Here is a 26038-nt window from a genome sequence, read left to right as displayed (position 1 = left end):
CCCCCCCCCCCCCCCCCGTGAGAGTTTGGTTGAAATTTCTGCATTATTAAACCTTTTATAAATGAGATAAAATTTATCTGCAATTATAAAGAAAAATTAATGAAAAGTAAAGAGAAATTCGAAAAATTGTTTTTTTTGTAAAATATGGAAAAATGGGAGTTGAAATGTGAAGTTGTCAATAACTTCACACATCTAAATGCTTAACATCTTTTGCGTGGGCTTGGATATAATCACGCCTTGGCTCAACCTCATCACCCATAAAAAGATTAAAGGTATCATTTGTACGCTGGGCATCTTCAATAGTAATTTTTAAAAGTCTTCTTATGCTAGGATCCATAGTCGTTTCCCAAAGTTGTTCAGGGTTCATCTCGCCTAAGCCTTTGTAGCGTTGTATGTAAGCACCTTTTTTGGCATTTTTCTCTACCTCATCAAGAATGTCTAAAATATCTCTTTCAAAATTTAGCTCTCGTTCTTTAATTTTAGTGGAAAAGGCAGTGTTAATATAAAAGAAAAAAGACAAGAAGCTTTGAAAACACTACTCTTTTTACCATAGCAAGAAAAATCGCAAACGAGAATCATTTAAAAATCAAAATATAGTAAGCATTTTACAAAATAATCAAAGTAATTTAGAATTTTTGTATAGTATATGTTTTGATTTAGGAAGTGGAGAAAATGTATATAAAATGCAAATCTCACAAACCAAAAAATGATAATGAAGCTTTTAAAAAGCACAAGCGAAACTCAATGAGCTTCAAAAAGGTGGATTAAATGGAAGATGTGAGCTTATTGGGCGTGAAATAAGAGCAGGTGGAAAACTTAAGATTAAAGATATTAATATGGATCATTATGAATTTAGTATTAAAAGTGTGAATCATAGTTTTAATGACCAAGCTTATATAATTAGTGTGGAGTTTGAGAGTTGATTTTTTTACAAATTGATGCTGTTCTAAACATCATATATAAACCATTCATTCCTAATCCTATTTTTGTATGTTGTTTTTTATTAGATTCTTCTGATTTCATATGATTGCCTTTAAGTTCAGATACAGCCATTTGTAGAGCTTTTTTATGAAATGCATCCTCTAATTTTACACTTTCAATTTCTAACAATTTTAACATACATATAATGGAAGTTGATATTGATAAAATAGCAAGTTCTTTTTGTTCAATATAAAGAGCATCGGCCAGTAAATATCCATACTATGCTAAAATTTTATAAGGACAAACATCTTCTACTACAAGTTCGTAAGCAATAGCATAATCAATATACTGTTCTAAAATTTCATTTATAATTTTTTCTTCAAATTCTTTTGTAAGCGAAACTTGATCTTTAGATTGCTTTTCATAGCTTTTAGCAAAAGTTTTTTGAAAAAACAAAATGAGAGAATGCATCTTTGTGGCATCAAAATGCAAAAAGGTTGAGCGATTTTAGACATTCTTATATTCTCTCACAAGTGATATAGCTTGATTGCTAGTATTTTCTACTACTTCTTTTATAATAGTGTCATCTTTTAAACTTGCAAGAAATTTTGCAATTTCTTTACTACTACCATTATGCGGTCTTTCATTTTCATTCTTAGTAAATACTACTTTTTGATTTTTTATTCTCTCATTTAATTTATTTTCAAAAATTCTTTTAATATCCTCTGCAGTCATCATTCATCTCCTTGTTTTATCATACATCTGTATAATATATAATAATATATTAAATTTAGTAAAAATTAAAGAAAAATTAAAATAAACTTGGTTCTAAATTTTCTCTTAGTTCTTTAGTGATTAAATACACCGCATTTAAACTTAAATCGTATTTTTAGCACATTTATTACTTGCATTTTTTGTGGTTAAACCCTCTTTTATAAGCGTTTAAAAATCTTGTTTTAATTCTTCATCTCTAAGCAGAGTTTTATAGCTTGGTATGTAAATATTTGCACCGCCAAATTCTTTAAAATTTCTCTCTTATCATTGTTTTTACAAAATCAATAAAATATTCAAAGTATTCATTATTGCTAAGCAATGTTAGTCCTATTTGAGTGTTTTTACAAATTATAGCAAAAAGTCAATTTTTTTCATTGATACTTATTTTTCTAAATTTTTAAGCCCTAAAATGACTTTATTAGCATCTTCTATACTTAAAACCAAAGGTGCAAAGGTCGTTTTTTAATAATATTATTAATAAACTCTCTTAAAGCCCACTGAGTAGGATTTTAGCATTTTTGCTCCAAATGGCTTGTATTATATTAAGTTGCTTTTTTGTAGCCCTCCCGCTTTTAGCGTTTTCTTTTTTTAAAATATCTTGTTTTTTTAAAAAAAATTCTCATCATAGCCCAAAGTTATAGCAAAGTCTCTAAGTTCATCTATGCTTAAATCCTTACTTGAAGCTTTGCCATATCTTTCATTTAAAACCCAGCGATAGCTTTCATCATCGCTTAAGTTAGCATCTTTTCTTAAAGTATGAATGATTTTAATTAAGTGCTTTTTTAAAGTGTTTTGAGTATTCATTTTTTAGCCTTTAAAATTTGCTCTAGTTTTGAAGTGAATTTATCAATATTTGCATTATAAAGCTTATTTTGATTTTTTGTATTCTAAATAGCTTTGCTCGTAATCTTTATTTATTTTAGTTTGGCTAGGAATTTGAGTTTTAATAACAGGGCTTATTTCAATTTTATTATCAAAAATGATTTTATCTTGGTTTTTAAACATATATTCAACTAGCTTATTATAAAACTCTCCTACATTAAGGGGTTTTCTTTGCTCATCACAAAGCTCTTTATTGGTATTGATAAAATAAAGATTATCTCCGCAATCAACATGCTTTAAAACAGGCTTTCCTAACTCATCATAAACAATGTTACCATCATAATATCTAAGTGCAAAAGAATATGAGAAATCTCCTTTTTTTGTTTGAAAAATAAAACGATTTGAAAATGAAATGAAAAGCCATTCTAAAAAAGACTCTATATTTTTGTACCTTAAGTTTAAATCAAGCTCTGCAAAGGCGCACACAAGAGAAAGTTTCTCATAACTTGTGCCAACAAATTGTTTTTTTAGCATGGTTAAATCATAGTATTTTTTAAAGCCTAGTATATCTTTTGGTGTTTTAGCTTTAAAATAAAGTTTTTCTATGGCCACAGCTTGAACTTCGCTAATACCAAAAAGCTCTTTTAGCACCTCTTTTGCATTATCCATTAAAACTCCTCTTCTAGCCAAGAAGCTAAAGCTTTTTGCTTATCTTTATTTTTGTATTTGTTCGCTAACTTTGGAAGCCAAGTTGAATTAAGCGCTCTTTTCCAACATTTTAAAGGCTTTTTATTAGCCACCTTCCATCGTCTTGCTTATAGTAATTTATAAAGCTATCTGCTATAAAATAAGGGATAGAGCAAGAGTTTTTAGCATTAAACTCATCAATGGCTTTAATTAAATCTTCTTTGCTTGGAGGGTTAAATTTCATAACTCATCCCCAAATAAGCTTAATTCTTTGTCGTTGCTGTCTTTATTGTCAGCTTTTAAACTTTTCCAAACAAAAGTGCGACCATTCTCTCCGCCAAGCTCACTTTCCCAAAAAACACCTTTAAATTTCTCTAAAGTATTCCTTGAAAAATTATCACTCCTACTTACATCAAGAGCCGATAAAATCTCACTTGTGCTTAGGCTTTTTTCGTTTAAAAGCTTTAAAACTTTATCTATAAAAGCTTCTTCTTTATCGCTGATTTTAGCGTTTTGCAAGTCGGTGTTTTTAATATTTAGAGTTTTTGTATTGATAAAAAAGGCTTGATCTTTAATTCCTGCTCTTTCTTTTTGCACACTAAGCAATACTTCAAAGCCTTGTTCTAAGTTAGCCACTTTTTGTAAAAAATACATGCAATCGCTTGAGTTTCTAATATGATTTAAGTCTTTAAAAGCTCTACCATCTTTTGTAGAATGGTGCAAAGCCATAATGGTTGCCCCACATTCTCTTAAATTCATGAGTAAAGACATTAAAGACATCATTTTAGTATCATTATCAATATCTGCAAAATTGCGTAAAGAATCAAGTACAAATAAAACCCCTTCATAGCTTCCTGCTACGCCTTTGCCTTCAATCATTTCTAAAAGCTCATAAGCTGAAGTTTTTAAGCTTGATCTGTGAATATAAGTGAATTTGCTTTCATTTAAAATAAGTTCACCAAAACCTCTTTCATTTAAAACATTTAAAGGATTATCCATGTCAGCATAAACGATGCTTTTAACCCTTGCATCTTTGCAAAGTGTTTTAGAAATGGCGGCACTTAAATAACTTTTTCCACTGCCACCATTTGCATAAATAGTAGTTATTGCTTTTTAACTAAAATTAGGGATTAAAAACTCTAATTTCTCGTTTAAATCTTTATTTTTTAACTTAAACTCATTTAAAAAATCCAAATTCATCTTTTTTCCTTGCCAAAACTTAATCAAGCCCATTAAAAAACGAGCTTTGTTAAATTTTTAGTTTTGAATTTCTAAGCTTTCAATCTTTGGCTCTATTCTAAAATTATCTTTTACCACTCTTTTAAGACCATAGCTTTTTAAAGCTTTGATTAAATTGTCAAATTTTTCTTTCACTCTTGGTAAAGAAACGCTTTTACTTAGACGGTAACCAATCTTGCCAAAGGTAAATTCTTTACTTCTTTTTTCTGCAAACTCGTATTTATTATTTTCACAAAAGGTTGTAATGCACTGCTCTATGTATTTAAGTTCATCACTTAAAACCTTAATCTCTCCTGCACGAGCTTCTTTAATCTCATTGTAAGCTAAAGTCACCTCGCCATTAATCTTTTCTATTTTTACACTAAGCTCTGCCACTTTTTTAAATGCAAGATTGACATCTTCTAAATTATTTATTTGCATCTATTCTCCTTTTAAATTTGTTAATTTGATAATCCCAAAGAACCACGCCATATCTTAAAAGCATTGCGTGTTTAGTTCTTTTCTTGATTATCCTTAAACCTTTTTTCACGCAGTGTCGCGGAGGTGGGTTAAGGGAGCGTAGCTCCTTATCGCAAAAGGTGGCTTTGCCACATTGCGAAGTCAAACTTGCTGGGCTATGCTAATAGCCTAAGCTTTTCTTTGACTTTCTCTTACTGCTAAAGCTTTATAAGGAGAAGCGATATAAACTATTGCCATGAATTTTCCTTTCTAATAATTTTAGGGTTTTACCCTTTTTAAGTTTTTGCAAAAAAGACTTAAAAAGAAAAAACACAATTAAAGTGCTTTAATTTAAGCACTTTGTAAATCTTGTTTAATATTAAGTTTAGTAAAGGCGGCAGTCTCATCTTTTTAAGAACTTCTTTAATGGCTTTAACTTCACTTTCATAGCCTTTTTTAACATTTTAAAGCTTTCTTTGCTAAGCTTAGTTATACTTTCATCAAGAGCTAGACAAAGGAAGTTTCCGCTTAAATCATAAATGAAAAGTTCTTTGACATTGTCGATATTTTGCACACATTTAACCCTTGTGCCTACGCTTGGCATTAAAGCACTTTTATAAACTCTACCTTCAAAGTTAATGCCTTTTTTACGGCGAACTTTGCTTATGTTCCATTTAATCACTTCAGCTTCCAAAAGCTCACAAGCTTCGCTGAAGGTAAGAAGTAATTTTTGATTAGTTTTTTTAGCAAAGCCGTATTCATCTTTAGCTTTTCTTTCTTTCTTAGGAGTTTTTGTTCTATCATTTCTCTTTTAGCAAGATTATTACCAATATATCCATGCATTTTAGAAATTCCTGCATGTTGAAGTGTCCCAAAGCGTCTTTCAACTAAAGCTTTTTGCTCTCCTGCATAAGCAATAGCTGCATCATAGCTTATATTAAGCCCATCAAGTAAGCTTTGAAAATCTTTAGAAAGATAATCTTTTCCATTATCTCCTTTTATCATATCAGATTTTCCAAACTTATCTATAGCTTTCCATAAAAGTCTAGTTAGGCTTAAAGAATTTGATTTACTTGCTAAAGTAGCCACACCCACACCACTAAAGACATCAACGATACTTAAGATGTGAGGGCGGAAAGGTTCTAATGCAATATCATCTCTAACTATAAAATCAGCTGGGGAGCTATCTATTTGCCAATACATGTTTTTCATGTCATAAAGCTTTCTTTGATTACCTTGTGCTGGTAAAAACTTACTTTTTGCTTTATCTAAACCTTGAGTAATAATGTAATGTTCCAATGGTTTATCTTTGTAGTAGTTTTTAATAAAGTTTTGTAAGGTTTTTACACTAAAAAGTGGTTTTACCTATCCTAAATCAAATCCTATAAGGTCATATTTTTCTTTAGTAGTTGTCTCCTTATGAATTTGCCACCAAAGTTCAGTGAAATTAAATCCACCTGATGCAAAGATGCGGTATTCTCTTAAAGAATATTCTTGCATCCAAGTGCTAAGTTTTGTTTTATTTTTGCGGTAAAAACCTTTTGTATCGACAAGACCTAGAATGCCATTTTCTTTATATGCTTTGCGAATTCTAAAAATTTCCATTTTAGAAACTCCACATATCTCCAAAGCCCTCTTTTATTTCAATCCACCTTCAATATATTTTTCTACTTGTTTAAGTAATTTTATTTTGTTTTTTACATCTTCTTTAAGCCCATCGCTTAAATTTTCAAATTTTAAATTTAAAACAGCCAAATCATCATTTATTTTTGGCTCTGTTAAATTTAAATTTTTCTTTTCAATAATGCAATTTGTATTATTTTCACTTATAAAGTTTTTGTGAAAAGATCAAAAACAACCTTTATTTTTGATTAGAGATAACAAAAATTATTTACCCATTATTATAAAAGAAGATGAAGAAATAAAAATCATAGGCAGAGTTGTTGAAACTTATGATTTAAGCTATAGGAAATTATAATTTATAACAAAATGTATTTAAGTTTAAAGTTTAGGGAAAGATAAAATTACGCCAAAAAGTGTATTTTTATCTTTCCGCCAACAAATGCCACAGAAAAGAAAGAAACTAAAGAAAAAAGCGGATAAAATAACAATAAAATTACAGATAAAGCCCTAAATAAAAGTGATGAGTTAATTGATAGAGCTACTGATAAATTTTTAAACAAGCTTTTTAATTAATCTTGCCTACGATTGAAGGCAAAATTTTGTAAGCTTCATTTTTTAACAAGATAAAATGTGGTATTGTCATCGGCGATTTCTTCTTGATATTTGTCTTTGACAAATTTATTCATAAGCTTTCTAAAGCTTGGGCAACCGTAATTTTGTGGATTAAAATCAGGATATTTGCGTTTCATCATTAAAGAAATTTGGGCATATTCAGCACGATTTTTCTCCTCAATCAATTGATTGATAATAGCAAAAAGCTCTTTGATGACTTTGTCGCTTTTTTCTTCTTTTTTGTCTAAATAGTGAAAAGCGCTAAAGGCATTAATATAAAATTTGTTCGCTTTATTTTCTCCCATACCTATAACTTGCTTTTTGCTCTCTCTTAGTTTTTGTGTTAGGGGGATATAGTCGCTATCGCTTGAAACTATGATGAAAATTTCAACATCTTTTTCATAAAATATACTCATCGCATCTGTCATTAAGTGCATATCACTTGAATTTTTGCGGTTAAATTTGAAATTTTGTATCGCAATGATAGAATGTTCGGCGATTTCATCTTTCCAGCCACTTAGTGCTGGACTTCTCCAATCTGCGTAAATCCTTTTAATGATAAGTTCTTCATAACTTGAAGCAATATTAAAAATATCTTTGGCATATTTAAAGCTAATATTTTCCGCATCGATGAAAATGGCTACATTTTTATTTTCCATTGTTTTTCCTTTTGAAACTCCCCCTTAATTTAGGAGGAGGAATTTTTAATTATTTTTTAGGCGGGTTATTGCCGCCACCACTTGGATTACCAGTAGTGCTTGGACCATTAGGTGGTCTTGGATTGCTTTTTGGCATTTTATTGTCCTCCTTTCTATCAAAATGCCAGATCTTAACAAAAAAAACAATTTGTCAATACATATACTCTTTATTGTAAAAAAGCATTTAAAAATAGAGGAATAAAAAATAAGAGAAAAAAGGGGAGAATAAACTCCCCCAAATTTACGCAGGATAAACGGAGACTTTTTTTCTATCTTTGTCTTTTCTTTCAAATTTGACAAAGCCGTCAATTAAAGCGAAAATGGTATGATCTTTACCTATGCCTACATTATTTCCAGCGTGAGTTGCTGTGCCTCTTTGGCGGATGATGATATTTCCCGCACGGACAAATTCGCCACCAAATTTTTTCACACCCAAACGGCGACCTATGGAGTCGCGGTTATTTTGCGTTGAGCCTTGACCTTTCTTGTGTGCCATTTTTACTCCTTAAGCTTTGATTTCTTTAACTTTGACGCGTGTGAAAGACCTTCTAAAACCTTTTTTAAGCTTAGAATCTTTTCTGCGTCTTTTTTTATAAATCACGACTTTTTTATCCCTGCCGTGATTAATCACTTCTAAAATGACCTTTGCACCCGCTACAAAAGGCGCACCTACCTTTAATTCCTTATCATTGATCGCAAGCACTTCGCTCACTTCAATGCTAGATTTCTCTTCAGCTTCAAAGCGGTCTAATTTAAGCTCATCGCCTACGCTAAGCTTATACTGCTTTCCGCTGTGTTTGATAATAGCATACATTGCTCTTCCTTTAAAATGGTAGTCCTACAAAGCACCAAAAATTTGGATTTAAAAGCTCTAGTAGTTATAAAAGGGCTTATTATATAAAAATTAGCTTTAAATTTTATTAAAAGCCAAGATTTACGCCACCTCCTTCTTCGACCTTATAATTTGCATCGCGTCCTATTGTATAGCCATTTCCGCTTCCACTATTGCTTAAGGGACGACATATATCGCCCACTTTAACGCTACCCTCTGTGATTTTCGCGTAAGAGAGTTTGGGCGTGGAGCGTGTTACTTCTATGCTACCACTTTTTGTTTCTATTCTGCCTGTGGTTTCTTTTGTGTAAGAATCTTTGATAGCTTTGCCTAAAGAAAAGCACTCATAAACATCGCCTTGATTTAAGCTTTGTGAAAAAATGATTTCACCATTTTCCACACCAGCTACTTTTAAGGGATAAATGGCATTTAAAATATCATTAGAAATTTGACGGGCAATTTGACCTAAAACCTGCTCGTTTGTGCTTAAACTATCATCTTTAAGAGCCACTTTCGTTGAGAGTGTGTTGGCGAATTTGATTTGCCTTGTTGCAAATAAAAGCACACGGTAATCTATCACAACTTCCGCTTCCATTTTGCTTTTTCCTATAAGATTACTCGTTTTTTGTTTTCCATCAAGTGCAGAAATTGAAAAAAGTAAAATATAATCTGTCCCTAGCACATTTTTAAGTTTGTAAATTTCGTCTTTTGCTGCGTTGCCACTTTGGATTAAAGCTTTTTCCATTTCATAGTAGCCATTTGAATCTCTATCTAAGACATTAAATTTCCTACTTTGAAGTAAATTTGTGATGATTTTTTGTTGTAAAGCAGCACCAATTCCTCTTTTTGTGGGGTCTGGTGTGGAGTCAAAGACGCTGATGCTTCTACGATTATCCGCACTTAGTCCGGGAGCTTGATATTTCTTAGTTGTTGTAGTTTTGAAAATCGTAACATTAGCCATATATTTGCCATTTTCATCTTGCTCGATGCTATTGATCTCATAGCTATCCACTCTGCCCTTAGTCGCTTTTGAAATTTGCTCACTATAATGATCTTGTATAGTCGTATCTAAGCCATTTGAAAAAACGCTTGAGTTAGACTTTCTAAGGGAATTTATATTAACTCCGCCCATTTTACCGACTGCTTCAATAATGGCATTATTAATCGCCTCTTCTCTTGTTAAGCCCACTCCCTCACCTGTGCTTGATTTGGTGTTAGTTGAAGTTACTACTTTCGCATTAAGGCTTAAGCTTAAAAATAAGCTTAAGAAAAGAATTTTAATGACTTTCATCACTCACTCCTTAAAAATCATCTATGCTATTGACAATATTAGAGCTTCTTTGCACCTTTTCTCCGCTTGATTTAGAATTTGTGCCTTGAGAATTTGGTTTTTGCTGAAGCATTTCGTTGGTATTTTTAAGATTAGCGAAAGAATAAGCTCTCACAACGCCCATATGCTCCACGCCATTTTCTGCCGTGAAACTCCAGCGTTTTAAAGTGCGAATTCCGCGAATTTTACCGCTTGATTTGGTTTTGACTTGTTGATTGATTTTATCAATCACATTTGCCATTGTGCTTTCTATTTCCTCCGTGCTACCATCATTAACGCTAACGCTTTGTTTAATGCTTTGCTCAAAGCTATCTCCTGTAGTTTGTTCATCTTTTAAGCTTACATTAAGATTTATAAATTCAATAATCGCCGCATCGGCTTGATTTAATGCACTTTCTTTAGAGGCACTCTCTAAGCGATTTGTAATTCTTGCATCGTTTGCATTTGGCACAAATCCCCAATGCCCGTAGCTTAAAATCACAGGCGAACCATTTTCATCATAAACAAGGCGAATTCCATACTCATTTACAAAGCCTGCGTTTTCTTTAGGTAAATATTCCATTATATTTTTACCCTTACCTTTAATAAGACTTTCTCTACCAAGTGCCATATCGCGAGCAATTTGACGCATTTTATTGGAGATGACAGCTACAACACCTATGCGGTAAGCACCATTTTTATGTGTGATGACGCTTTGCACAGGGACTAAGCCACTCATTTGTCCTACGGCATTGACTATGGTTTTACTTAAAAATTCATCTTTAAGTAAGGTTTTTTTACGCTCTTCACTCAAGCCCTCCGCATTAATCCCCAGATCTTGCAAGGCAGTATCAAGCTTCGCACCCACTAATTGCGTTAATTTGTCAAAAATTTGCTCCATAGTCCCGCCTTTAGAAAGCTCTTCAAATTCTTTTGCATTGGTAGAATTGTCCGCATAGTATTTTGAAATTCTTTCTGTTGCACTTCTTCCAAAAGTATCTTTTATGAAATTTCTTTGTAAATTTAAAATCGCCCTTTGATAAGCCACCGATAAAGCCTTAGCAAATTCAGGGTCATTTTCTTTAAGTAAAACTTCTGCCTCTCCCGTATAGAAGGTCTTGCCGTCCTTTGTTTGAGAATATTCTATATTATATTTTTGTGCAAATTCATCAAAAAAGTCATCTAAGCTTTGAGGGCTAATGTCTTTTTGACTAGCGTCTGAAAGCTCATTTTGTAAATTAATGTCATTTTGTGAAATTTCTATGGGTTTTGCATATAAAAAACTTACGAGAATTAAAGAGTTAATTAATATTTTTTTCATTTTTTTCCTTTTTATAGTCATAAAAAAAGCCCAAGCTTCGTCGAAACTTGGGCGACTTGAGGTTTAAAAATTTACCAAGTTACACTTTTGCTTGAACCTGTTTTGTCTATCGTTTGCTCATCTTCCCAATATACAAGCCCTGAATTTAAGTCTGTAAGTCTTAGTAAGAAGAAGTATTCTACTTGAGTTTTACCATTGCTTAATTTGACATTATCTTGACGGATTTTACCTGCTAAAGAAAAGTCAGGAGAGACAAGTGTGCCTTTTTTAGCTATGGTGGTTTGATTAAACTCATCATTATCTCTAAGCTCTCTTACATCTTCGCTCATACTATCAAGTGCCCCACCAGCTGCTACGGCTGAAGTTAGCACAAATTTGCCCGATTTTCTTAAAGCGGTAGTAATTTTAGCGGTTAATTTTTCGGTGTCTATCCTTTGTGGAGTATCATTAATAACCCTACCAATGGCAATAACCTTTCTAGTTCCGGGCTTAATATTCGCAAAAGCTGGATCGCTAAGCATACTATTTATCATCGTTTCAGCTGCATTTTCAAAATCTTCTCTATCAAGTCCTAAAGTAAGCGCATCGCCCTTTTTGACTTGAGAGGCTTTGCCATCTGTGTAAGTGCTTTGCACACAACCCCCTAAAAATAAAGATCCTGCTAAAAATGCTGTTAAAATTTTTGTTTTTTTCATTGTTTTTCCTTTAATTTTTTGTTTTCATATCGATTCTAAAATCGACCGCTCTTTTATCAAAAGCAAGTTTTTTTAAAATCACCTCTTGACCTGCTGGAATTCTTATAAATTCATAGTCTTCTTTAACGGAATTTTTAAGCACAAAGCCGTCTTTGTCTAGCCAATTTACCTTATAAAACACATCTTTAGCAAAAGTGCTTTTTAGAATGAGTTCGACCTCTAAAAAGCCATTGTTATTAATGCGTTGTTTGATTTGTTTGACAAGGCTTTTAGGTAAATTTGAGCTTAAATTTGCGTTAGCAAATTCATTTGAATTTTGTTGCATAGGAGTGCAAGCGCATAAAAAAAGCACGGCAAAAAGTAAAATATATTTTTTCATCTTTTTAACCCTTATTTTTCAATCACTTGAACATTGACAGGTAGCACAGGCGAGAAGGAACGCACGATTACAAGAGCATTTTTTTTCTTGTCGAGCTTTGAGCTGAAAAGTTCTGCTCCTTGAGGATTTTTTACGCTAATTTCGCCTTTATTTTCTACCATAGCCACAGAAATTCTTTTTGGTAAGCCTCTCCAGCTTCTTACATCAGCTCTATTTGTCGTCGCTGTGGCAACAGAACTTGCTAAAGTGAGCCAACCGCCTGTGGAGTCGTTATTTGCTACCGCTAAATTTAATGTTGTTTTAAGAATTGTTTGTGCTAAAGCCTTGCTGATCATTGCCGGCATATTGATTTTAAATTCTGTTGCGACAATGTTATCTAAATCAACAAATTGAGAAGTTTTTGCTCCATTTGCTTCTATAAATTCAAAAGAGCCTTCTCTTTTTTTCAATGTTTGTAAGGCTACGCTTGTGCTAATGATTTTCTTATCGACCAAAAAAGGAAGTGTTAAAGTAAAGTCGTCCTTCATCACGCCAAAGCCATTTTCATAAACGACAAAAATGTATTTTTTCTTGCTTTTAGAGCTTTTGCTTGAGGCACTTTTGAAAAACTTGGCTTGTTTTACGATTTCGGCATTTTTAGAATTGATAGCAGCGACCTCTCTAAAAAGCCCTCCCGCCTTTCTAAAATCATTGTCCATAAAGAAAAATACAGAAGCCAAATAGGTTGCATAAGGATTAACGAAGTTTTTTGTTGTGTCAAAAGCCTCAAACAAATGCGCATATTCTTTATCAATAGCTTTAGCATTTTCGTTCATATTTTGTTTATAATTTGGATCTTCTTTGGCTTTTTTAAGCTCTTCTCTATTTTTTTCTATCTCTTTAGCAAAATATTCTTTAGCTTTGTCCTGCCTCATTAAGGCACGATTAAATTCCACTCTAGCATTTGCATAGTCATTAAGACTCATAAAATTCAAACCCTTATAAACATTAACCATAATTCTTTCATACAAAGAACCCTCATAATCGACTATGGTATCATTAATTAAAGTTGTTGCAACGACCTTAGCACCCTTTTTGCCGACATTTTGTAAATCCACATCGTATTTATAAGACTCTTCAGCCTTATCAAAAAAGACATTACTTTTATTAAAATCACCGCAATTTCTAGCGATTAAGCCTGCATTTAAGCCTGTGTAAATGACATCGTCATTTTGTTCTAATTTTTGTAAATTTGTAGCGAAAATTTCCTCGTTGCAATATTTGTTTATTAAAGCATTTTCAAAGGTCGCATTATTTTTGGCACCATTAGAACAAGCACTAAAAAGCAAAGCACCTATAAAAATTAAACCTAATTTGAAATTCATTAAAACTCCTTACTAAAATCAATGAGAAAATTATAGCAAAAAAATTTCCGCTCAAGCGGGAATTGAATTAAAATAGTGAAATAACTAAGAAGCCTAAAGCCACAGCAATCGCAATAGCCAAAACGCCCGGCAAAAAGAAGGCGTGGTTGAATATGAATTTTCCTATGCGCGTTGTACCCGTATCGTCCATCTGCACAGCACCCAGCAAAGTGGGGTAGGTGGGAAGCACAAAAAGCGCCGAAACCGCCGCAAAGCACGCCACAAGCATGTAAGAATTGCCCGGATTAGTCGCTGTAATCCCCAAAGCCGTGATGATAACGGGAGTGATTGCCTTCGCCGCTTGAGAATAAAGCAGCATGCTCGCAAAGAAAAAGGCTACCGCAAGCATGGCCGGAGTTTGTTTAACCCATTCTCCCGCCACATCTTTAATCGCTTGCTCATGCCCAGCCACGAAGGTATTTCCCAGCCAAGCCACGCCAAAAACGCACACGCAAGCCGTCATGCCGCTTTTAAATACACCGGTTTCTAAAATTTTTCCCGGCTCAACCTTGCAAAGCCAAGTGATCAAAGTCGCCGCCGCAAGTAAAAAACTCATAATCGCCGCATCTCTTTCCATAATCACAGGGTCAATCCAAGCGATATTTTTAGAAATCGCAGTCGCGTATAAAACCACAGTCAAAACGGTGATTAAGAAAATTCCCACAGAAAGCTTCGCACCCGGCTTATCTGTGCCGTGCAAAACCTCGCCCGCATCTTTAACAAGTCCAGCCTTTAAACGCTCTTGATACACCACATCTTTACTCAAATCAAGCGGAGTAATGAGGCTCACAATGAAGGCGGTCAGCATACAAGCGATGAAGGTTGTAGCCATCCAAATTCCTATCAAGGTAGGATAATTCCACCCAAAGCCCTCCAAAACACCACTCATATAAACCACAGCCGCGCTCACAGGGGAGGCAGTGATGCCAATTTGTGAAGAAACAACCATCAAAGATAGGGGCACTGAGGGCTTGATATTTTGCGATTTTGCCACATCAACAACAACGGGCATTAGGGAAAAGACCGCATTTCCCGTTCCAGCCAAAATAGTGAGCAACCACCCACAAGCGGGGGCTAGGTAGTTGATGAATTTAGGGTTTGCCCTTAAAAATTTTTCAACCACCCGCACCATATAATCCAAACCACCCGCCTGTTGCATCGCTGAAATCGCCGCAATAGCCGCGGCAATGATTAAAATGACGTCCCAAGGAATGCTTCCAGGCTTCATCCCCAAAACAAGCGATAAAATCACGACCCCAAGACCACCCGCATAGCCAATAGCTATGCCTCCCAGTCTGATCCCGATAAAAATCGCCCCAAACAGGACGATCAGCTGTAAAATAAGCATAATATCCATAGTTGTCCTTAAATTCTAGCTTGATTAAGCTTTGCGCTTTTCTTTCATTTGAGGGTTTAGCATATTTTCAGGCGCCAAAACCCTATCGATTTCTTCCTTAGAAAGATAGCCCCTCTCCAAACAAATATCTCCCACTGCCTTGCCCGTTTGCAGGGCTTCTTTCGCAATACTAGCGGACTTTTCATAGCCTAGGACAGGATTAAAGGCTGTAACGATACCGATGGAATTTAGCACGAGTTTTTTGCAGGCTTCAGGGTTAGCCTTCAAACCCTTTATGGCTTTATGGGTTAGGGTTTTCACGGCATTTTCAAGTAGGATGAGTGAGTTAAACAAAGCATAAGCAATGCCGGGCTCAAAAGCATTAAGTTCAAATTCACCTCTTTCAGAGCAAAGCATAATTGTAACATCGTTGCCAATAACTTCATAACAAGCCTCACCAACAACCTCACAAATTACAGGATTAACTTTACCTGGCATAATAGAACTTCCGGGCTGCATCGCGGGGAGGGTAATTTCACCTAATCCACATCTAGGACCTGAGTTCATAAGTCTTAAGTCATTTGCAATTTTAGAAAGTCTTACTGCGGCAGTTTTTAGACAACCGCTTACATAAACAAAGTCCGCTGTGTCTTGAGTTGCCGCGATTAAATCTTCAGCAGGAGTGAAATTGACGCCCGTGATGGACTGGAGATTTTTTTCTACGATGTTTTTGTAATCGGGATGGCAGTTAATTCCTGTTCCTATTGCAGTTGCACCTAGATTTAGAACAGCCATTGATTCTCTTGCACGAGTTAATTTTTCTATATCACTTTTAATATAGCCCGCAAAGGCGCCAAAAGTATTACCCAAAGTTGTAGGAACAGCGTCTTCAAGTTCAGTCCTACCCATTTTAATCATATCTTTATATTCTTTTGCTTTGATTTCAAGCTCGTTTTTAAGCTCTTCCATAGCCTTAAGTAAGTCGCCAAGCTTAGCGTGTGTAGCAACTTTAATAGAGCTTGGATAAGTGTCATTTGTAGATTGCCCTAAATTTGTATGGTCGTTTGGATGGAGATATTGATATTCGCCTTTTTTATGTCCCATACTCTCCAATGCGATATTTGTTAAAACTTCATTAACATTCATATTTGTGCTTGTGCCAGCACCGCCTTGAATCATATCGACAACAAACTGGTCTAAAAACTCACCTGCAATAAGTCTATCACAAGCCTTTGCAAGAGCGTCTGCCTTATCCGCATCCAAAACGCCCACTTCTTTATTTGCTAAAGCTGCAGCTTTTTTAACTTGCGCAAAAGCCTTAATGAAGAAAGGATAGTTCTTTAAGCTTCTTCCACTCATATGGAAATTTTCAAGCGCTCTAAAGGTCTGCACTCCATAATACACATCATCGGAAATTTCTAGCTCACCGATAAAATCGTGCTCTTTTCTTGTCCCCATTGTGAACCTTTCTAAATTTAGATTATCTTAGGCGAGGCCTGAGATTTAAAAAATTCTATCATTTAAAAAATAAACAAAAACTTAATGAGATTAATTTGGTTTTATTTAAAATTCCCTCTCATAGAATGCTAAAATAGACATATAAATTTAATTTTTATGGAAAAAACATGCGAGAAATCACCCTCAATCCTCAAAACATCAAAATCAACGCCGATTGGCGAGAATTTTTGAAAGAAGAATTTACAAAGCCCTATTTTTTGGGCATCAAAAAGCGCTACATTGAGGCTTTAGAACAGGGTAAGGTTATCTACCCACCGGCCAAGCTCACCTTCAACGCCTTCAATCTCACCCCCCTAAACAAGCTCAAAATTGTCCTTTTGGGTCAAGACCCCTACCACGCGCCGCATCAGGCTATGGGACTTAGTTTTTCCGTGCCAAGGGGCGTGAAAATTCCTCCAAGTCTTAGAAATATTTTTAAAGAATTAAATGCGGATTTAGGAGTTAAAATCCCTCAAAATGGTGATTTAAGTGCGTGGGCTAGGCAAGGCGTTTTGCTTTTAAATGCTATTTTTAGCGTAGAGGAGAATAAGCCTTTAAGCCATAGTTTATGGGGTTGGCAAGAATTTAGCGATAATATTATTAAAAAACTAAGTCTTAAAAAAGAGGGACTCATTTTCATTTTATGGGGTAAATTTGCACAGAGTAAAAAAAGCCTCATCGATACACGAAAGCATTTTATCCTAGAAGCGGCACACCCAAGCCCTCTTGCTAGGCAGGGTTTTTTAGGGTGCAGGCATTTTTCTAAAAGTAATGTTCTCTTAGAAAAACTAGGCAAAGAACCTATAAAATGGGACTTATAAGAACATTGCGATGAAAGTGCCGATGATGAAAATAATCAAACTCGCAGAAAAGTCAAGCTCTAAGCAAATAGGACAAAATAAAGTCGCTATAATAGGGATAGTGCCAAAAGAAGTGCCTATGATGAGTCCTATAAAAAAGCATAGCAAAAATAGCCAAAAATTTATTCCCCTCAACAAAAGGGATAACGGAATTTACAAGCTCCTCTACCACTCCACTTTGTTTTAAAACCTCGCCATAGCCAGCCGCTTAAACCCATCATCAAAGACTAAATCTACTTTTTTATAGCTAACTCCGCTAAAACGCCCCACTCCTTACGCGTCATTTGAATATTTTCATAATCCATATTTTCAATAGCTATTTCTTGATACTCTTTAGGCTTAGAATAAAAGATAAAAATAGAAGTTAAAAGACCAAAAAGCATACAAAAAGCCGCCAAGAACATCGTGCTTGTTACATCGCTCAAATTCACGGCTACGCCATTTTGATTTAAATTATCCACAAGTAAATTTTGAAAAATAAGTCCAAAACCTAGAGGCAAAACCATATAAGGCGTGGTAAGCCCAAAGGTCAAAGCACAAGCAACGCCCCTGCGGTCAATTTTAAGCTTATTGAAAAGCACGAGCAAAGGGGGGATTAAAATCGGCACAAAAGCCACGTGGATAGGCACTAAATTTTGTGAAAAACAAGCAATTATCGCCAAAGAAAGCACAAGTAAATATTTTTTATGCGAGATAAAATGGCTGACGATTTTAATCAAAAAAGCCGTTAAATTTGTCTTAGAAATCGCCGCCGCAATAGCCCCTAGTAAGATATAGCTAAGAGCTGTTTGTAAATTACCTTTCATACCATCAATGAGGGTATTCATAGTTTCAAGCATAGGCACTTGTGCGACAAGTCCGGCGATTAAAGCAGAAATTAGCACACTTAATAAGACATTAAAGCGAAGCAAACAAAGGATTATCATCACCAAAACACTGATATAATGGGATTTGTTAAAAGCATAGTTTTCCTTTAAATTTAAAAGAAGTATTTTAGAAAATCTTTCTTAGATTGATGTAAAAATAGCATAAAGTTCGTTTGCAAAATTTGCAATAGGTTTCAACTCTTTTAAATTTAGCGTAAGCTTAAGATTAACCTGATTGCCCGGATTCATCATCACAAGTTGTTTATCTTTGCCATTAACCTTAATGTATTCTTTTCTTAAAGTATGATTGTAGTGATAGTCTTGCTTTTTATTTATGATGTAATAACGCACACAATGCCCAAAAATAATGTAGTCATAATTGTATTTTGGATTAATTTTATCAAATCGAAAAGAATTATTTAATCCCCATTTTGTGGTTTTAATCAAAAAAGAACTTAGAGTGAATTTAGTCTTCACTCTCTTCAGTTTTTGTTTTTTTGACGACCTTCACTCTTTCAATAGAATTTCCATCCATTTTTTTCACTTCATAATAACAAAGCTCGTCCTCTATTCTATCGCCTATCACAGGCAAACGACCTAAAAGATTAAAGACATAACCCCCTATGGTAACTTGCTCTAAATCCTCATCATAAGTGATGAGTAAAAGCTCCTCGACTTTTTCTATATCACAACGCCCTTGAAATTCGTAAATATTATCGGCAAGTTTTTTATAATTATCTTCTTCGTGTTCGCTTTTAATCTCGCCGATAATCTCCTCCATAATATCTTCCATAGTCAAAAGTCCCGCCGTGCCGCCATATTCGTCAATCACTAAGGCTGTGTGCGAACGCTCCTTATTCATCATCACAAGCACTTTTGAAACGCTAAGATTTTCAGGCACTAAAATAAGCGGCTTGACAAAATTTTCCAAATTTTCACTTTTTGCATTTAGTTCATTTTGCACAATATCTCTTATATGCACCATACCCAAGATCGTATCCTTAGAGCCGTCTATATAAGGGAAACGCGTATGCTTATGCTCACAAATAATTTGCATATTTTCACTATAAGATTTTTGCTTGTTAAGACATATCATATCTTTTCTGGGCGTCATCACTTCCTTTGCAACCGTATCACTAAAATCAACAGCATTGCGAATAATCTCCGTTTCAAATTCATCTAAAACCCCGCCTTTTTGACTTTCACTTGCTATGATTTTAATCTCTTCTTCACTATGCGTTAGCTCGTGTTCTTTAGCAGGTTTAATGCCAAAAATTTTAAGCGTTAAAGTCGCCAAAATATCAAAAATTTTAATACAAGGTAAAAATAAAATCCAAAACCAGTGCAAAGGTCTAGCCACCCAAAGCACGGCTTTATCCGCTATGGCTATGGCTATACTTTTAGGCACAAGCTCCCCTAAAACGACATGCAAAAGGGTGATAATACTAAAAGCGATAACAAAAGCTATGGTGTGGATTAAAACAGCATTTAAACCCAAATTTAAAAGCGGAACTTCAAGCATTTTAGCAATGGCAGGTTCTCCTATCCAGCCAAGTGCGAGCGAGCTTAAGGTAATGCCAAGCTGACAAGCACTTAGATAAGTATCAAGCTTTGAAGTTACATCTAAAGCCTTTTTAGCATTAGGCTTTTTTTCTTTAACCATTTCTTCAAGCTTAGAACGGCGAACCTTAACAATGCTAAATTCAGACAAAACGAAAAAACCATTTAAAAAAACTAAAGCAAGTGCAACAAAAATCATAAAGATAGAATAGCTAGTATCAGTAGCGATTTGACTGGGGTCCAATGAAACTCCTTAGAAAATAAATGCGTCATTATACACAAAAACTACAATTTTCACAAAAATTATTAAACAAAAAAAGTTAAAATTGAGGCATTTTTTTAAAAGGATAAGTGATGATAAACACTAAAGAAGACTTTTTGCTTTTGGTAAAGCAAATCGAGCAAAAAGCAAACTACAAAAAGCCTTACGCCTTTGGCATAGCAAGGCTAGATAGAGGACAGCTTAATAAAAATAAAATCCTACAAGCCTCTTTTGCTCTCATTAATTACGAGCAAAATTATGCCTCAGCGGCTATTATGCTTGAGGCTTTTGCAAGGCGTGGCGTGGAGCTTGACTTTAGCAAAAGCGAATTTGTAGGGCTTTTAAAGCTTGAGGATATTGACTTTGCCCTTTCTTGCTTTAAGCCTTTTTTAGAAGAAGAGGGGCATAAAAATATAGACTTACTTAAAATCATTAAAGACAAATTCAAAGATGATGAATTCGCCTTCGTGTGCCTTTTTGATGATAAAGAGCCTTTAAGTGTGGAGAGCGTGTATCTTAAGCTTTATTTGCTTTCTTCTAAAAAAGTGCCTTTAAGAGGGCTTAATCTAAACGGTGCTTTTGGTTTGCTTCATAATGTCGCTTGGAGTGAGGATAAGCCTATCGAGCTTGAGTATTTAAGAGAAAATGAAATGCGTCTTAAAATGAGTAGGCAATATCCTAAAATCGATTTTGTCGATAAATTCCCTCGCTTTTTAGCTCACATTATCCCTGAAGATAATACACGCATTTTAGAGAGTTCTAAAGTGCGTATGGGTGCAGTTTTAGCTGCTGGCACGACTATAATGCCCGGCGCTTCTTATGTGAATTTTAACGCAGGCACAACGGGTGCTTGTATGGTCGAGGGGCGTATAAGCTCAAGTGCCATAGTGGGCGAGGGTAGCGACATAGGAGGCGGAGCGTCTATACTAGGCGTTTTAAGCGGCACAAGTGGTAATGCCATAAGCGTAGGTAAGGCTTGTCTTTTAGGTGCAAATTCTGTTACGGGCATACCTTTGGGGGATAATTGTATAATTGATGCTGGCATTGCGGTGCTTGAGGGGACGAAATTTTTACTCAAAGACAAAGAAGAGCTTCAAAAAGTCAATCTAGGCTTTGATTTTAATAAAGAAATTTATAAAGGCATAGAGCTTAAAAACCTTAACGCCCTGCATTTTAGACAAGATAGCATTAGTGGGGCGATGATAGTGGGTTTTAATAAAAAAGCCATCACACTCAACGCCGCCTTGCATTAAGGTAAGCTATGAAAACATATAAATTTGACACGAGGTGGATGCTTTCTCTTTTTTGGCACGGCTGTGGGAGCTGGGATTTTATATTTACCCATTAAAGCTGGGACTGGAGGTGTTTTACCCGTCATAGCGATGTGTTTTATCATTTTCCCTATGGTGTATCTTAGCCATAGAGCCTTGAGTCGTTTTGTCTCTCAGGCAAATGGAGCAGATAAGGACATCACGCACGCTGCGGAGGAGTATTTTGGTAGAAAAACGGCTTTATTTATCTCCGTGCTTTATTTTTTCGCGATTTTTCCTATATGCCTTGCGTATTGTGTGGGGATTAGTAATACCTTTGAAAGCTTTATTTATCATCAGTTTATGCCTTTAGCAAGTGAAAATATAGCCGAATTTATCCAAAGCATTTATAGCGTAAGCACAAGTGAAATGGCAAAATCATAGCCAACCTTACCCCATTTTATAGAGCTTTGCTTGTGTTTATTTTGGTAAGTTCGTTTATGCTAGTAATGCTTCTAAGCGAAGAACTTATCACAAAAATTTGCGAATGGCTTGTTTATCCTTTATGCTTGATTTTATTTTTATTTTTACTCTATCTTATCCCTCACTGGAATTTAGAAAGCTTTACGCAAATCCCTCATTTTAAAGAATTTATCACCATAGTTTGGCTTACCTTACCTGTTTTAGTTTTTTCCTTCAATCACTCCCCAGCCATTTCAACCTTTACTTTAAGCGTAAAAAGGCACTATAAAGAGCATAAAAGCATAGAAAAAGCTAATCAAATTCTTTTCAAAACCTCCATTATGCTACTTATTTTTGTGATGTTTTTTGTCTTTTCTTGTGTGCTTTCCTTAAGCGGTGAGGAATTTAGCGACGCTAGAGCGCAAAATATCCCCGTATTTTGCTAATAAGCTTGATAATCCTATCATCGCTTATGGTTTGGTGGCGTTTTTGGCGATTACAAGTTCATTTTTTGGGCATTATTTTGGTGCGAGAGAGGGTGCTTATGGTATAGCTGCAAAATGACAGGAATTTTAAATCCTAATCAAAAGCTCATCAAGCTCATTTGCGGAAGCGTGATGTATATCATTATGCTACTTGTAGGCTTTTATAATCCTAGCGTTTTAGATTTTATAGAAAAGCTTGGCGGTCCTATTATAGCGGCGATTTTATTTTTAATGCCTATGATTGCGATTTATAGCATTTCAAAACTTAAGAAATTTCAAAATAAGCCTTTAGATTTGTTTGTCTTTGCGACAGGCTTACTCACTATCATCACGGTAATTTACAGCTTTTAAAGCTGTTCTTTACCATCGACAACAGGCACAAAAAGGCATTCCTCTAAAATTTCTTTTTGTAAATTTGTGCCATTTTTGCTAATTCTTGTGATAAATTGTTTGCCATTATGTAAAATGGGTGCGACTAAAATCCCCCCATCACTAAGCTGGTCGAGTAAAATTTCAGGGATAGAAGTCGCATAAGCGGAAAATAAAATCCTATCATAAGGCGCATAATTTTTCCAGCCATTTTGTCCATCATCAAAGCGGACATTGATATTTAAAAAGCCAAGTTCCCTAAAGGTATTTGCCGCACTTTTCGCAAGTCTTTCTATACGCTCTATGGTAAAAACGCGTCTTATCACACGACTTAAAATCGCCGCTTGATACCCACTTCCACAGCCTATTTCTAGCACACTATCAGCATCTTTATATTGTAATGCCATAGTCATCTTAGCCACCGTTAAAGGTGAGCTTATCCACTGCGAATTTGCCAAAGGCAGGGCATTAAGGCTATAAGCGTGGGCTTTAAGTGGAGAAAAAATTTCTCTAGGCACTTGGCAAAAGGCGTTAAAAAGCTCTTCATTGATAAAGGTTTTTGTAGCGATTTCCTCCGCCATAGCTTGACAGCGTTTTTGCTCAAATGCGTTCATTTTCACTCCTAAAAAGAGAAATTGTAACGAAAAAGGTTAAATTTTTTAGCTATACTTAACGAAAAGGAGAAAAAATGCTTATCAAATTTCAAGGCAAAACGCCTCAAGTGGGTGATAAAGTTTTCATAGCACAAGGCGCGAAAGTCATCGGTGAAGTCGAGCTTGATGAAGATAGTAGCGTATGGTTTAACTGCGTTTTAAGAGCCGATTTTAACTTCATCAAAATAGGCAAAAGGACCAACATACAGGATTTAACGACTATCCACATTTGGCATAGAGAACCTAACGATAAGGGCTATCCTACCATTATAGGCGATGATGTTAGCATAGGGCATAACTGCGTAATTCACGCTTGCGAGATTAAAAACCGCGTTTTAGTCGGTATGAACTCCACTATAATGGACGGCGCTTGTATAGAGGAGGATAGCATAGTAGGTGCAGGAAGCGTGGTAACTAAGCATAAAAAATTCCCTCCTCGCTCCTTAATACTAGGCAATCCAGCCAAATTTGTAAGAGAATTAAGCCAAGAAGAAGTCGATTTTCTTAAAATATCCGCTCAAAATTATGTTGAATTTAAAAATGCCTTTTTGAAAGAAAGCTCCGTTACCTAAAAGCCTATTTTCTAGGCTTTTACAAAAAAAAAAAAAACGATTTTTCAAATTTCTCTTTACTTTTCATTAATTTTTCTTTATAATTGCAGATAAATTTTATCTCATTTATAAAAGGTTTAATAATGCAGAAATTTCAACCAAACTCTCACGGGGGGGGGGGGGGGGGAATAATCTCTCTTTAAGTCCCTGTATCAAGCTCCCTCTGTCTATCGCTTGTGCCATTTCGCTTGTATGTATAGGATTGCAAGCACAAACTCCTATGCCACCTCAAAATGACGCAAACGATCTTATCTCTCATTTTAATAATAAAAACAATGTTTATACCATATACTGGAAAACTATTACAAAAGAAGGAGAATTTGAAAAACAATTTATGAACACAACAGGGTGGAGTGCTGATAATGAAACCCATTATACTGGGACGCATCACTACTATTATCTAAGCGTTGCCCTTGCTTATAAAAATAACACGAACTTTAATCAGTTCAATTGGAAATTTAAGCAAGGTGCACAAGTGGATTACCTTAAATTCGATTATAAAAAAACGAATGGAAACGCCCCTTGGCAAAATATGAAGGAGGAGCGTAGTAGTATGAACAGTAATCTCACTAACCGTGATCTCACTATCGGAACTTTTGATCTTAAAGGCGATGTGAAATTTGAAATCAAGCTAGGCGGTAAAAGCACGATAGACACTTTAAACAATACCGCCGAACGCCTACATATAAGGGTCAATAATGACAACACCGACACACTCACCATAAGCACCCTCAACCAAACCACCCAAAATAGCAACTCTCACATCTTCAAAAATGTCAATATAGACACTTTTAATCTCCAAAATGGTAAGTTCTATCAAAGAGGCGGCAGTGTAGGGACTCTAAATCTAAAAGGTGGAGAATTTCACCTAGGCGCCCAAGATAATATGAGCCAAGCCGAGCATGATGGCGTGGTAGCTAATCTTGTCTTACAAAATGGAACCTTTAAACAATACAAAGGAGAGATAAAAAATATCACCCTAACAAATGATAAACAAACAGCAAGCTTCACTACTAATAATAAGTTCAACAATCAAACTCAAGGCACATACGATGGCTTAATCTCCAAAGTTGATAAAAATACTAACGGAGAAAACACAGTAACATTTAACAATAATGGCGGCACGATCACCACCACACTCACTAGCGGACAACTCACTATCGATAACAAAAAGGGCGACATTACTAATAATGGAGCAGTATCATCACTAGATGTGAGCAAAAAGCAAGGTAGTGCCGTTGTGAATAATAATAATGGTGCTAGTATCGATAAACTCACATCAAACAATGACTTAACTATCAACAATCAGGGTAAAATCAGCGATCTAGATTTTAATGGCGGCTCTGTAAATAATGGCGGCGAAATCGCTAAACTCGATCTTAAAGGTGGCTCACTTAATAATGCTGGCACTATCACAACTCTAAATAATACAAATGGAGTAGCGATAAATAACCAAGGCACTATCACTACCTTTACAAATACAAATAAAAACACAACCAAGATAACAAATCAAGGCACAATCACAAAGGGTATCATCAATGACGGCGGAACTTTAACTGTTCTTAATGACTTTAGAAGGACTGAAGGGACAAAAGATTTTCAAACCATAGGAGAGATAGGTAAAACAGCAAATGGTGTCCATATAGAAAATAACAAAAATGGTAAGCTTAATATCCCTATTTGGTATTTTAATAAAGAAGAATATACCACAGCAGAAGAGAGAAAAAACAATGCCTTACTTGTAGATGGAAATTATGCAAACATTAGCTTAGAAAATGCTTTTGTTAGCACACATAATTTAGATGTAGATGAAACCTATGATGCTTATAGCCTCATCGCAGATAAAAACGGCAATAGTGTAGGAGATAAAATTAATAATGGTCAAGGTATAGATATTAATAAACTCTATTCTGTTTCAGGCATTTATACCTTTGAAAATTACGGGGGTAAGGGTCGCTATAGAGCTATCATTAATAGAGATGAGCTAAGTGGTAGAACCCTAGCACAATCTATTATTTATTCTCAAAGAGTAAGAAATGTCAATCTCTCAAGGATGCTAAGAGAAGCCACCACT

At 35.0% G+C, this 26038-nt stretch carries 23 protein-coding genes and 9 pseudogenes; 6 read left to right on the top strand and 26 right to left on the bottom strand.

The window, feature by feature from the left end; all coding sequences use genetic code 11:
* Positions 1–184 precede the first annotated feature (184 nt).
* A pseudogene (locus NYG92_RS08320) lies at positions 185–481 on the bottom strand (DNA gyrase subunit B); the annotation flags it as partial.
* Here NYG92_RS08320 and NYG92_RS08315 point away from each other — a divergent pair.
* A pseudogene (locus NYG92_RS08315) lies at positions 467–923 on the top strand (phage late control D family protein); the annotation flags it as partial. The pseudogenes NYG92_RS08320 and NYG92_RS08315 overlap by 15 nt on opposite strands.
* Here NYG92_RS08315 and NYG92_RS08310 read toward each other — a convergent pair.
* The 21 genes and pseudogenes from NYG92_RS08310 to NYG92_RS08215 all read right to left on the bottom strand — a co-directional run bounded on the left by NYG92_RS08310 (position 901) and on the right by NYG92_RS08215 (position 16547).
* Positions 901–1110 carry a hypothetical protein gene (locus NYG92_RS08310; RefSeq protein ID WP_289234105.1) on the bottom strand — a complete coding sequence of 70 codons (210 nt, stop codon included), beginning with the start codon at positions 1108–1110 and terminating at the stop codon, positions 901–903. The pseudogene NYG92_RS08315 and the gene NYG92_RS08310 sit on opposite strands and share 23 nt — an antisense overlap.
* 90 nt (positions 1111–1200) lie before the next feature.
* Positions 1201–1392, bottom strand: coding sequence for a hypothetical protein (locus NYG92_RS08305; RefSeq protein ID WP_289234104.1), 192 nt, complete (start codon positions 1390–1392; stop codon positions 1201–1203).
* Between the two features lie 36 nt (positions 1393–1428).
* Complete coding sequence (locus tag NYG92_RS08300; protein ID WP_270966664.1) at positions 1429–1659, bottom strand: hypothetical protein; 231 nt, start codon at positions 1657–1659, stop codon at positions 1429–1431.
* Between the two features lie 73 nt (positions 1660–1732).
* A pseudogene (locus NYG92_RS08295) lies at positions 1733–2014 on the bottom strand (Mor transcription activator family protein).
* A 62-nt stretch (positions 2015–2076) separates the two neighbouring features.
* Positions 2077–2499, bottom strand: a pseudogene (locus NYG92_RS08290) (phage protein GemA/Gp16 family protein).
* Between the two features lie 63 nt (positions 2500–2562).
* The gene (locus NYG92_RS08285) at positions 2563–3186 is read right to left on the bottom strand and encodes a hypothetical protein (RefSeq protein WP_289234103.1); all 624 of its coding nucleotides are present in this window, start codon (positions 3184–3186) and stop codon (positions 2563–2565) included.
* Positions 3187–3295: 109 nt separating this feature from the next.
* Positions 3296–3448, bottom strand: coding sequence for a hypothetical protein (locus NYG92_RS08280; RefSeq protein ID WP_270977875.1), 153 nt, complete (start codon positions 3446–3448; stop codon positions 3296–3298).
* Positions 3445–4404: pseudogene (locus NYG92_RS08275) on the bottom strand (AAA family ATPase). The gene NYG92_RS08280 and the pseudogene NYG92_RS08275 overlap by 4 nt, the downstream one beginning before the upstream one ends.
* Before the next feature lie 57 nt (positions 4405–4461).
* The gene (locus NYG92_RS08270) at positions 4462–4863 is read right to left on the bottom strand and encodes a host-nuclease inhibitor Gam family protein (RefSeq protein WP_289234102.1); all 402 of its coding nucleotides are present in this window, start codon (positions 4861–4863) and stop codon (positions 4462–4464) included.
* 210 nt (positions 4864–5073) lie between these two features.
* Positions 5074–5139 (bottom strand): annotated as a pseudogene (locus tag NYG92_RS09195) (DUF7768 domain-containing protein); the annotation flags it as partial.
* Between the two features lie 102 nt (positions 5140–5241).
* Positions 5242–6675 (bottom strand): annotated as a pseudogene (locus NYG92_RS08265) (transposase family protein); the annotation flags it as partial.
* A 437-nt stretch (positions 6676–7112) separates the two neighbouring features.
* Positions 7113–7775 carry an NYN domain-containing protein gene (locus NYG92_RS08260; protein ID WP_289234101.1) on the bottom strand — a complete coding sequence of 221 codons (663 nt, stop codon included), beginning with the start codon at positions 7773–7775 and terminating at the stop codon, positions 7113–7115.
* A 280-nt stretch (positions 7776–8055) separates the two neighbouring features.
* Entirely contained in the window at positions 8056–8310 is a 255-nt protein-coding gene (rpmA, locus tag NYG92_RS08255; RefSeq protein ID WP_002778821.1) for a 50S ribosomal protein L27, read from the bottom strand.
* A gap of 9 nt (positions 8311–8319) precedes the next feature.
* On the bottom strand, positions 8320–8628 hold the full coding sequence (gene rplU, locus NYG92_RS08250) for a 50S ribosomal protein L21 (RefSeq protein WP_004276027.1): 309 nt from the start codon (positions 8626–8628) through the stop codon (positions 8320–8322).
* Positions 8629–8734: 106 nt separating this feature from the next.
* Complete coding sequence (locus NYG92_RS08245; RefSeq protein WP_289234100.1) at positions 8735–9937, bottom strand: CsgG/HfaB family protein; 1203 nt, start codon at positions 9935–9937, stop codon at positions 8735–8737.
* 10 nt (positions 9938–9947) lie between these two features.
* Positions 9948–11276, bottom strand: a complete 1329-nt coding sequence (locus NYG92_RS08240) for a DUF6844 domain-containing protein (protein ID WP_289234099.1) — start codon at positions 11274–11276, stop codon at positions 9948–9950.
* A 71-nt stretch (positions 11277–11347) separates the two neighbouring features.
* On the bottom strand, positions 11348–11971 hold the full coding sequence (lpoB, locus tag NYG92_RS08235; RefSeq protein WP_289234098.1) for a penicillin-binding protein activator LpoB: 624 nt from the start codon (positions 11969–11971) through the stop codon (positions 11348–11350).
* Between the two features lie 10 nt (positions 11972–11981).
* Positions 11982–12350: a YcfL family putative periplasmic lipoprotein gene (locus NYG92_RS08230; RefSeq protein ID WP_432264808.1), complete on the bottom strand. Its 369-nt coding sequence runs from the start codon at positions 12348–12350 to the stop codon at positions 11982–11984.
* Between the two features lie 11 nt (positions 12351–12361).
* Positions 12362–13714: a COG3014 family protein gene (locus tag NYG92_RS08225; RefSeq protein WP_289234097.1), complete on the bottom strand. Its 1353-nt coding sequence runs from the start codon at positions 13712–13714 to the stop codon at positions 12362–12364.
* Between the two features lie 67 nt (positions 13715–13781).
* On the bottom strand, positions 13782–15110 hold the full coding sequence (locus NYG92_RS08220; protein WP_289234096.1) for an anaerobic C4-dicarboxylate transporter: 1329 nt from the start codon (positions 15108–15110) through the stop codon (positions 13782–13784).
* A gap of 24 nt (positions 15111–15134) precedes the next feature.
* A complete protein-coding gene (locus tag NYG92_RS08215; protein WP_289234095.1) occupies positions 15135–16547 on the bottom strand; it encodes an aspartate ammonia-lyase in 1413 nt (470 codons plus the stop codon).
* Between the two features lie 167 nt (positions 16548–16714).
* Here NYG92_RS08215 and ung point away from each other — a divergent pair, with 167 nt between their 5' ends.
* Complete coding sequence (ung, locus tag NYG92_RS08210) at positions 16715–17407, top strand: uracil-DNA glycosylase (RefSeq protein ID WP_289234094.1); 693 nt, start codon at positions 16715–16717, stop codon at positions 17405–17407.
* Positions 17408–17425: 18 nt separating this feature from the next.
* Here ung and NYG92_RS08205 read toward each other — a convergent pair.
* The 3 genes and pseudogenes from NYG92_RS08205 to NYG92_RS08195 form a co-directional block, all read right to left on the bottom strand.
* Positions 17426–18410 (bottom strand): annotated as a pseudogene (locus NYG92_RS08205) (Na+/H+ antiporter NhaC family protein); the annotation flags it as partial.
* A 43-nt stretch (positions 18411–18453) separates the two neighbouring features.
* On the bottom strand, positions 18454–18789 hold the full coding sequence (locus NYG92_RS08200; RefSeq protein WP_289234093.1) for a restriction endonuclease: 336 nt from the start codon (positions 18787–18789) through the stop codon (positions 18454–18456).
* On the bottom strand, positions 18779–20071 hold the full coding sequence (locus tag NYG92_RS08195) for a hemolysin family protein (protein WP_289234106.1): 1293 nt from the start codon (positions 20069–20071) through the stop codon (positions 18779–18781). The genes NYG92_RS08200 and NYG92_RS08195 overlap by 11 nt, the downstream gene beginning before the upstream one ends.
* Positions 20072–20226: 155 nt before the next feature.
* Between NYG92_RS08195 and NYG92_RS08190 the strand changes: the two genes are divergently transcribed.
* Together NYG92_RS08190 and NYG92_RS08185 are read left to right on the top strand one after the other, a co-directional pair.
* Positions 20227–21387, top strand: coding sequence for a tetrahydrodipicolinate N-succinyltransferase N-terminal domain-containing protein (locus NYG92_RS08190; protein ID WP_289234092.1), 1161 nt, complete (start codon positions 20227–20229; stop codon positions 21385–21387).
* Between the two features lie 8 nt (positions 21388–21395).
* Positions 21396–22682, top strand: a pseudogene (locus NYG92_RS08185) (aromatic amino acid transport family protein).
* Here NYG92_RS08185 and NYG92_RS08180 read toward each other — a convergent pair.
* Positions 22679–23314, bottom strand: coding sequence for a protein-L-isoaspartate(D-aspartate) O-methyltransferase (locus NYG92_RS08180; protein ID WP_289234091.1), 636 nt, complete (start codon positions 23312–23314; stop codon positions 22679–22681). The pseudogene NYG92_RS08185 and the gene NYG92_RS08180 overlap by 4 nt on opposite strands.
* Positions 23315–23388: 74 nt before the next feature.
* Here NYG92_RS08180 and NYG92_RS08175 point away from each other — a divergent pair, with 74 nt between their 5' ends.
* Together NYG92_RS08175 and NYG92_RS08170 are read left to right on the top strand one after the other, a co-directional pair.
* Entirely contained in the window at positions 23389–23925 is a 537-nt protein-coding gene (locus tag NYG92_RS08175; protein WP_289234090.1) for a gamma carbonic anhydrase family protein, read from the top strand.
* 241 nt (positions 23926–24166) lie between these two features.
* Positions 24167–26038, top strand: a 1872-nt coding sequence (locus tag NYG92_RS08170) for an autotransporter outer membrane beta-barrel domain-containing protein (RefSeq protein WP_289234089.1), incomplete at its 3' end; no start/stop codon positions are given.

Origin of the sequence: Campylobacter felis (assembly GCF_030250085.1) — a bacterium.
GTDB classification, from domain to species: domain Bacteria; phylum Campylobacterota; class Campylobacteria; order Campylobacterales; family Campylobacteraceae; genus Campylobacter_D; species Campylobacter_D upsaliensis.
The sequence above is the reverse complement of the archived record's forward strand: the minus strand, read 5'-3'. Positions and strand labels throughout refer to the sequence as shown.

Bases quoted from the DNA above. Each gene is read 5' to 3' on its own strand.
- NYG92_RS08305 (WP_289234104.1), bottom strand. From the start codon at position 1,392: ATGCATTCTCTCATTTTGTTTTTTCAAAAAACTTTTGCTAAAAGCTAT.
- NYG92_RS08300 (WP_270966664.1), bottom strand. From the start codon at position 1,659: ATGATGACTGCAGAGGATATTAAAAGAATTTTTGAAAATAAATTAAAT.
- NYG92_RS08285 (WP_289234103.1), bottom strand. From the start codon at position 3,186: ATGGATAATGCAAAAGAGGTGCTAAAAGAGCTTTTTGGTATTAGCGAA.
- NYG92_RS08280 (WP_270977875.1), bottom strand. From the start codon at position 3,448: ATGAAATTTAACCCTCCAAGCAAAGAAGATTTAATTAAAGCCATTGAT.
- NYG92_RS08270 (WP_289234102.1), bottom strand. From the start codon at position 4,863: ATGCAAATAAATAATTTAGAAGATGTCAATCTTGCATTTAAAAAAGTG.
- NYG92_RS08260 (WP_289234101.1), bottom strand. From the start codon at position 7,775: ATGGAAAATAAAAATGTAGCCATTTTCATCGATGCGGAAAATATTAGC.
- rpmA (WP_002778821.1), bottom strand. From the start codon at position 8,310: ATGGCACACAAGAAAGGTCAAGGCTCAACGCAAAATAACCGCGACTCC.
- rplU (WP_004276027.1), bottom strand. From the start codon at position 8,628: ATGTATGCTATTATCAAACACAGCGGAAAGCAGTATAAGCTTAGCGTA.
- NYG92_RS08245 (WP_289234100.1), bottom strand. From the start codon at position 9,937: ATGAAAGTCATTAAAATTCTTTTCTTAAGCTTATTTTTAAGCTTAAGC.
- NYG92_RS08240 (WP_289234099.1), bottom strand. From the start codon at position 11,276: ATGAAAAAAATATTAATTAACTCTTTAATTCTCGTAAGTTTTTTATAT.
- lpoB (WP_289234098.1), bottom strand. From the start codon at position 11,971: ATGAAAAAAACAAAAATTTTAACAGCATTTTTAGCAGGATCTTTATTT.
- NYG92_RS08230 (WP_432264808.1), bottom strand. From the start codon at position 12,350: ATGAAAAAATATATTTTACTTTTTGCCGTGCTTTTTTTATGCGCTTGC.
- NYG92_RS08225 (WP_289234097.1), bottom strand. From the start codon at position 13,714: ATGAATTTCAAATTAGGTTTAATTTTTATAGGTGCTTTGCTTTTTAGT.
- NYG92_RS08220 (WP_289234096.1), bottom strand. From the start codon at position 15,110: ATGGATATTATGCTTATTTTACAGCTGATCGTCCTGTTTGGGGCGATT.
- NYG92_RS08215 (WP_289234095.1), bottom strand. From the start codon at position 16,547: ATGGGGACAAGAAAAGAGCACGATTTTATCGGTGAGCTAGAAATTTCC.
- ung (WP_289234094.1), top strand. From the start codon at position 16,715: ATGCGAGAAATCACCCTCAATCCTCAAAACATCAAAATCAACGCCGAT.
- NYG92_RS08195 (WP_289234106.1), bottom strand. From the start codon at position 20,071: ATGATTTTTGTTGCACTTGCTTTAGTTTTTTTAAATGGTTTTTTCGTT.
- NYG92_RS08190 (WP_289234092.1), top strand. From the start codon at position 20,227: ATGATAAACACTAAAGAAGACTTTTTGCTTTTGGTAAAGCAAATCGAG.
- NYG92_RS08180 (WP_289234091.1), bottom strand. From the start codon at position 23,314: ATGAACGCATTTGAGCAAAAACGCTGTCAAGCTATGGCGGAGGAAATC.
- NYG92_RS08175 (WP_289234090.1), top strand. From the start codon at position 23,389: ATGCTTATCAAATTTCAAGGCAAAACGCCTCAAGTGGGTGATAAAGTT.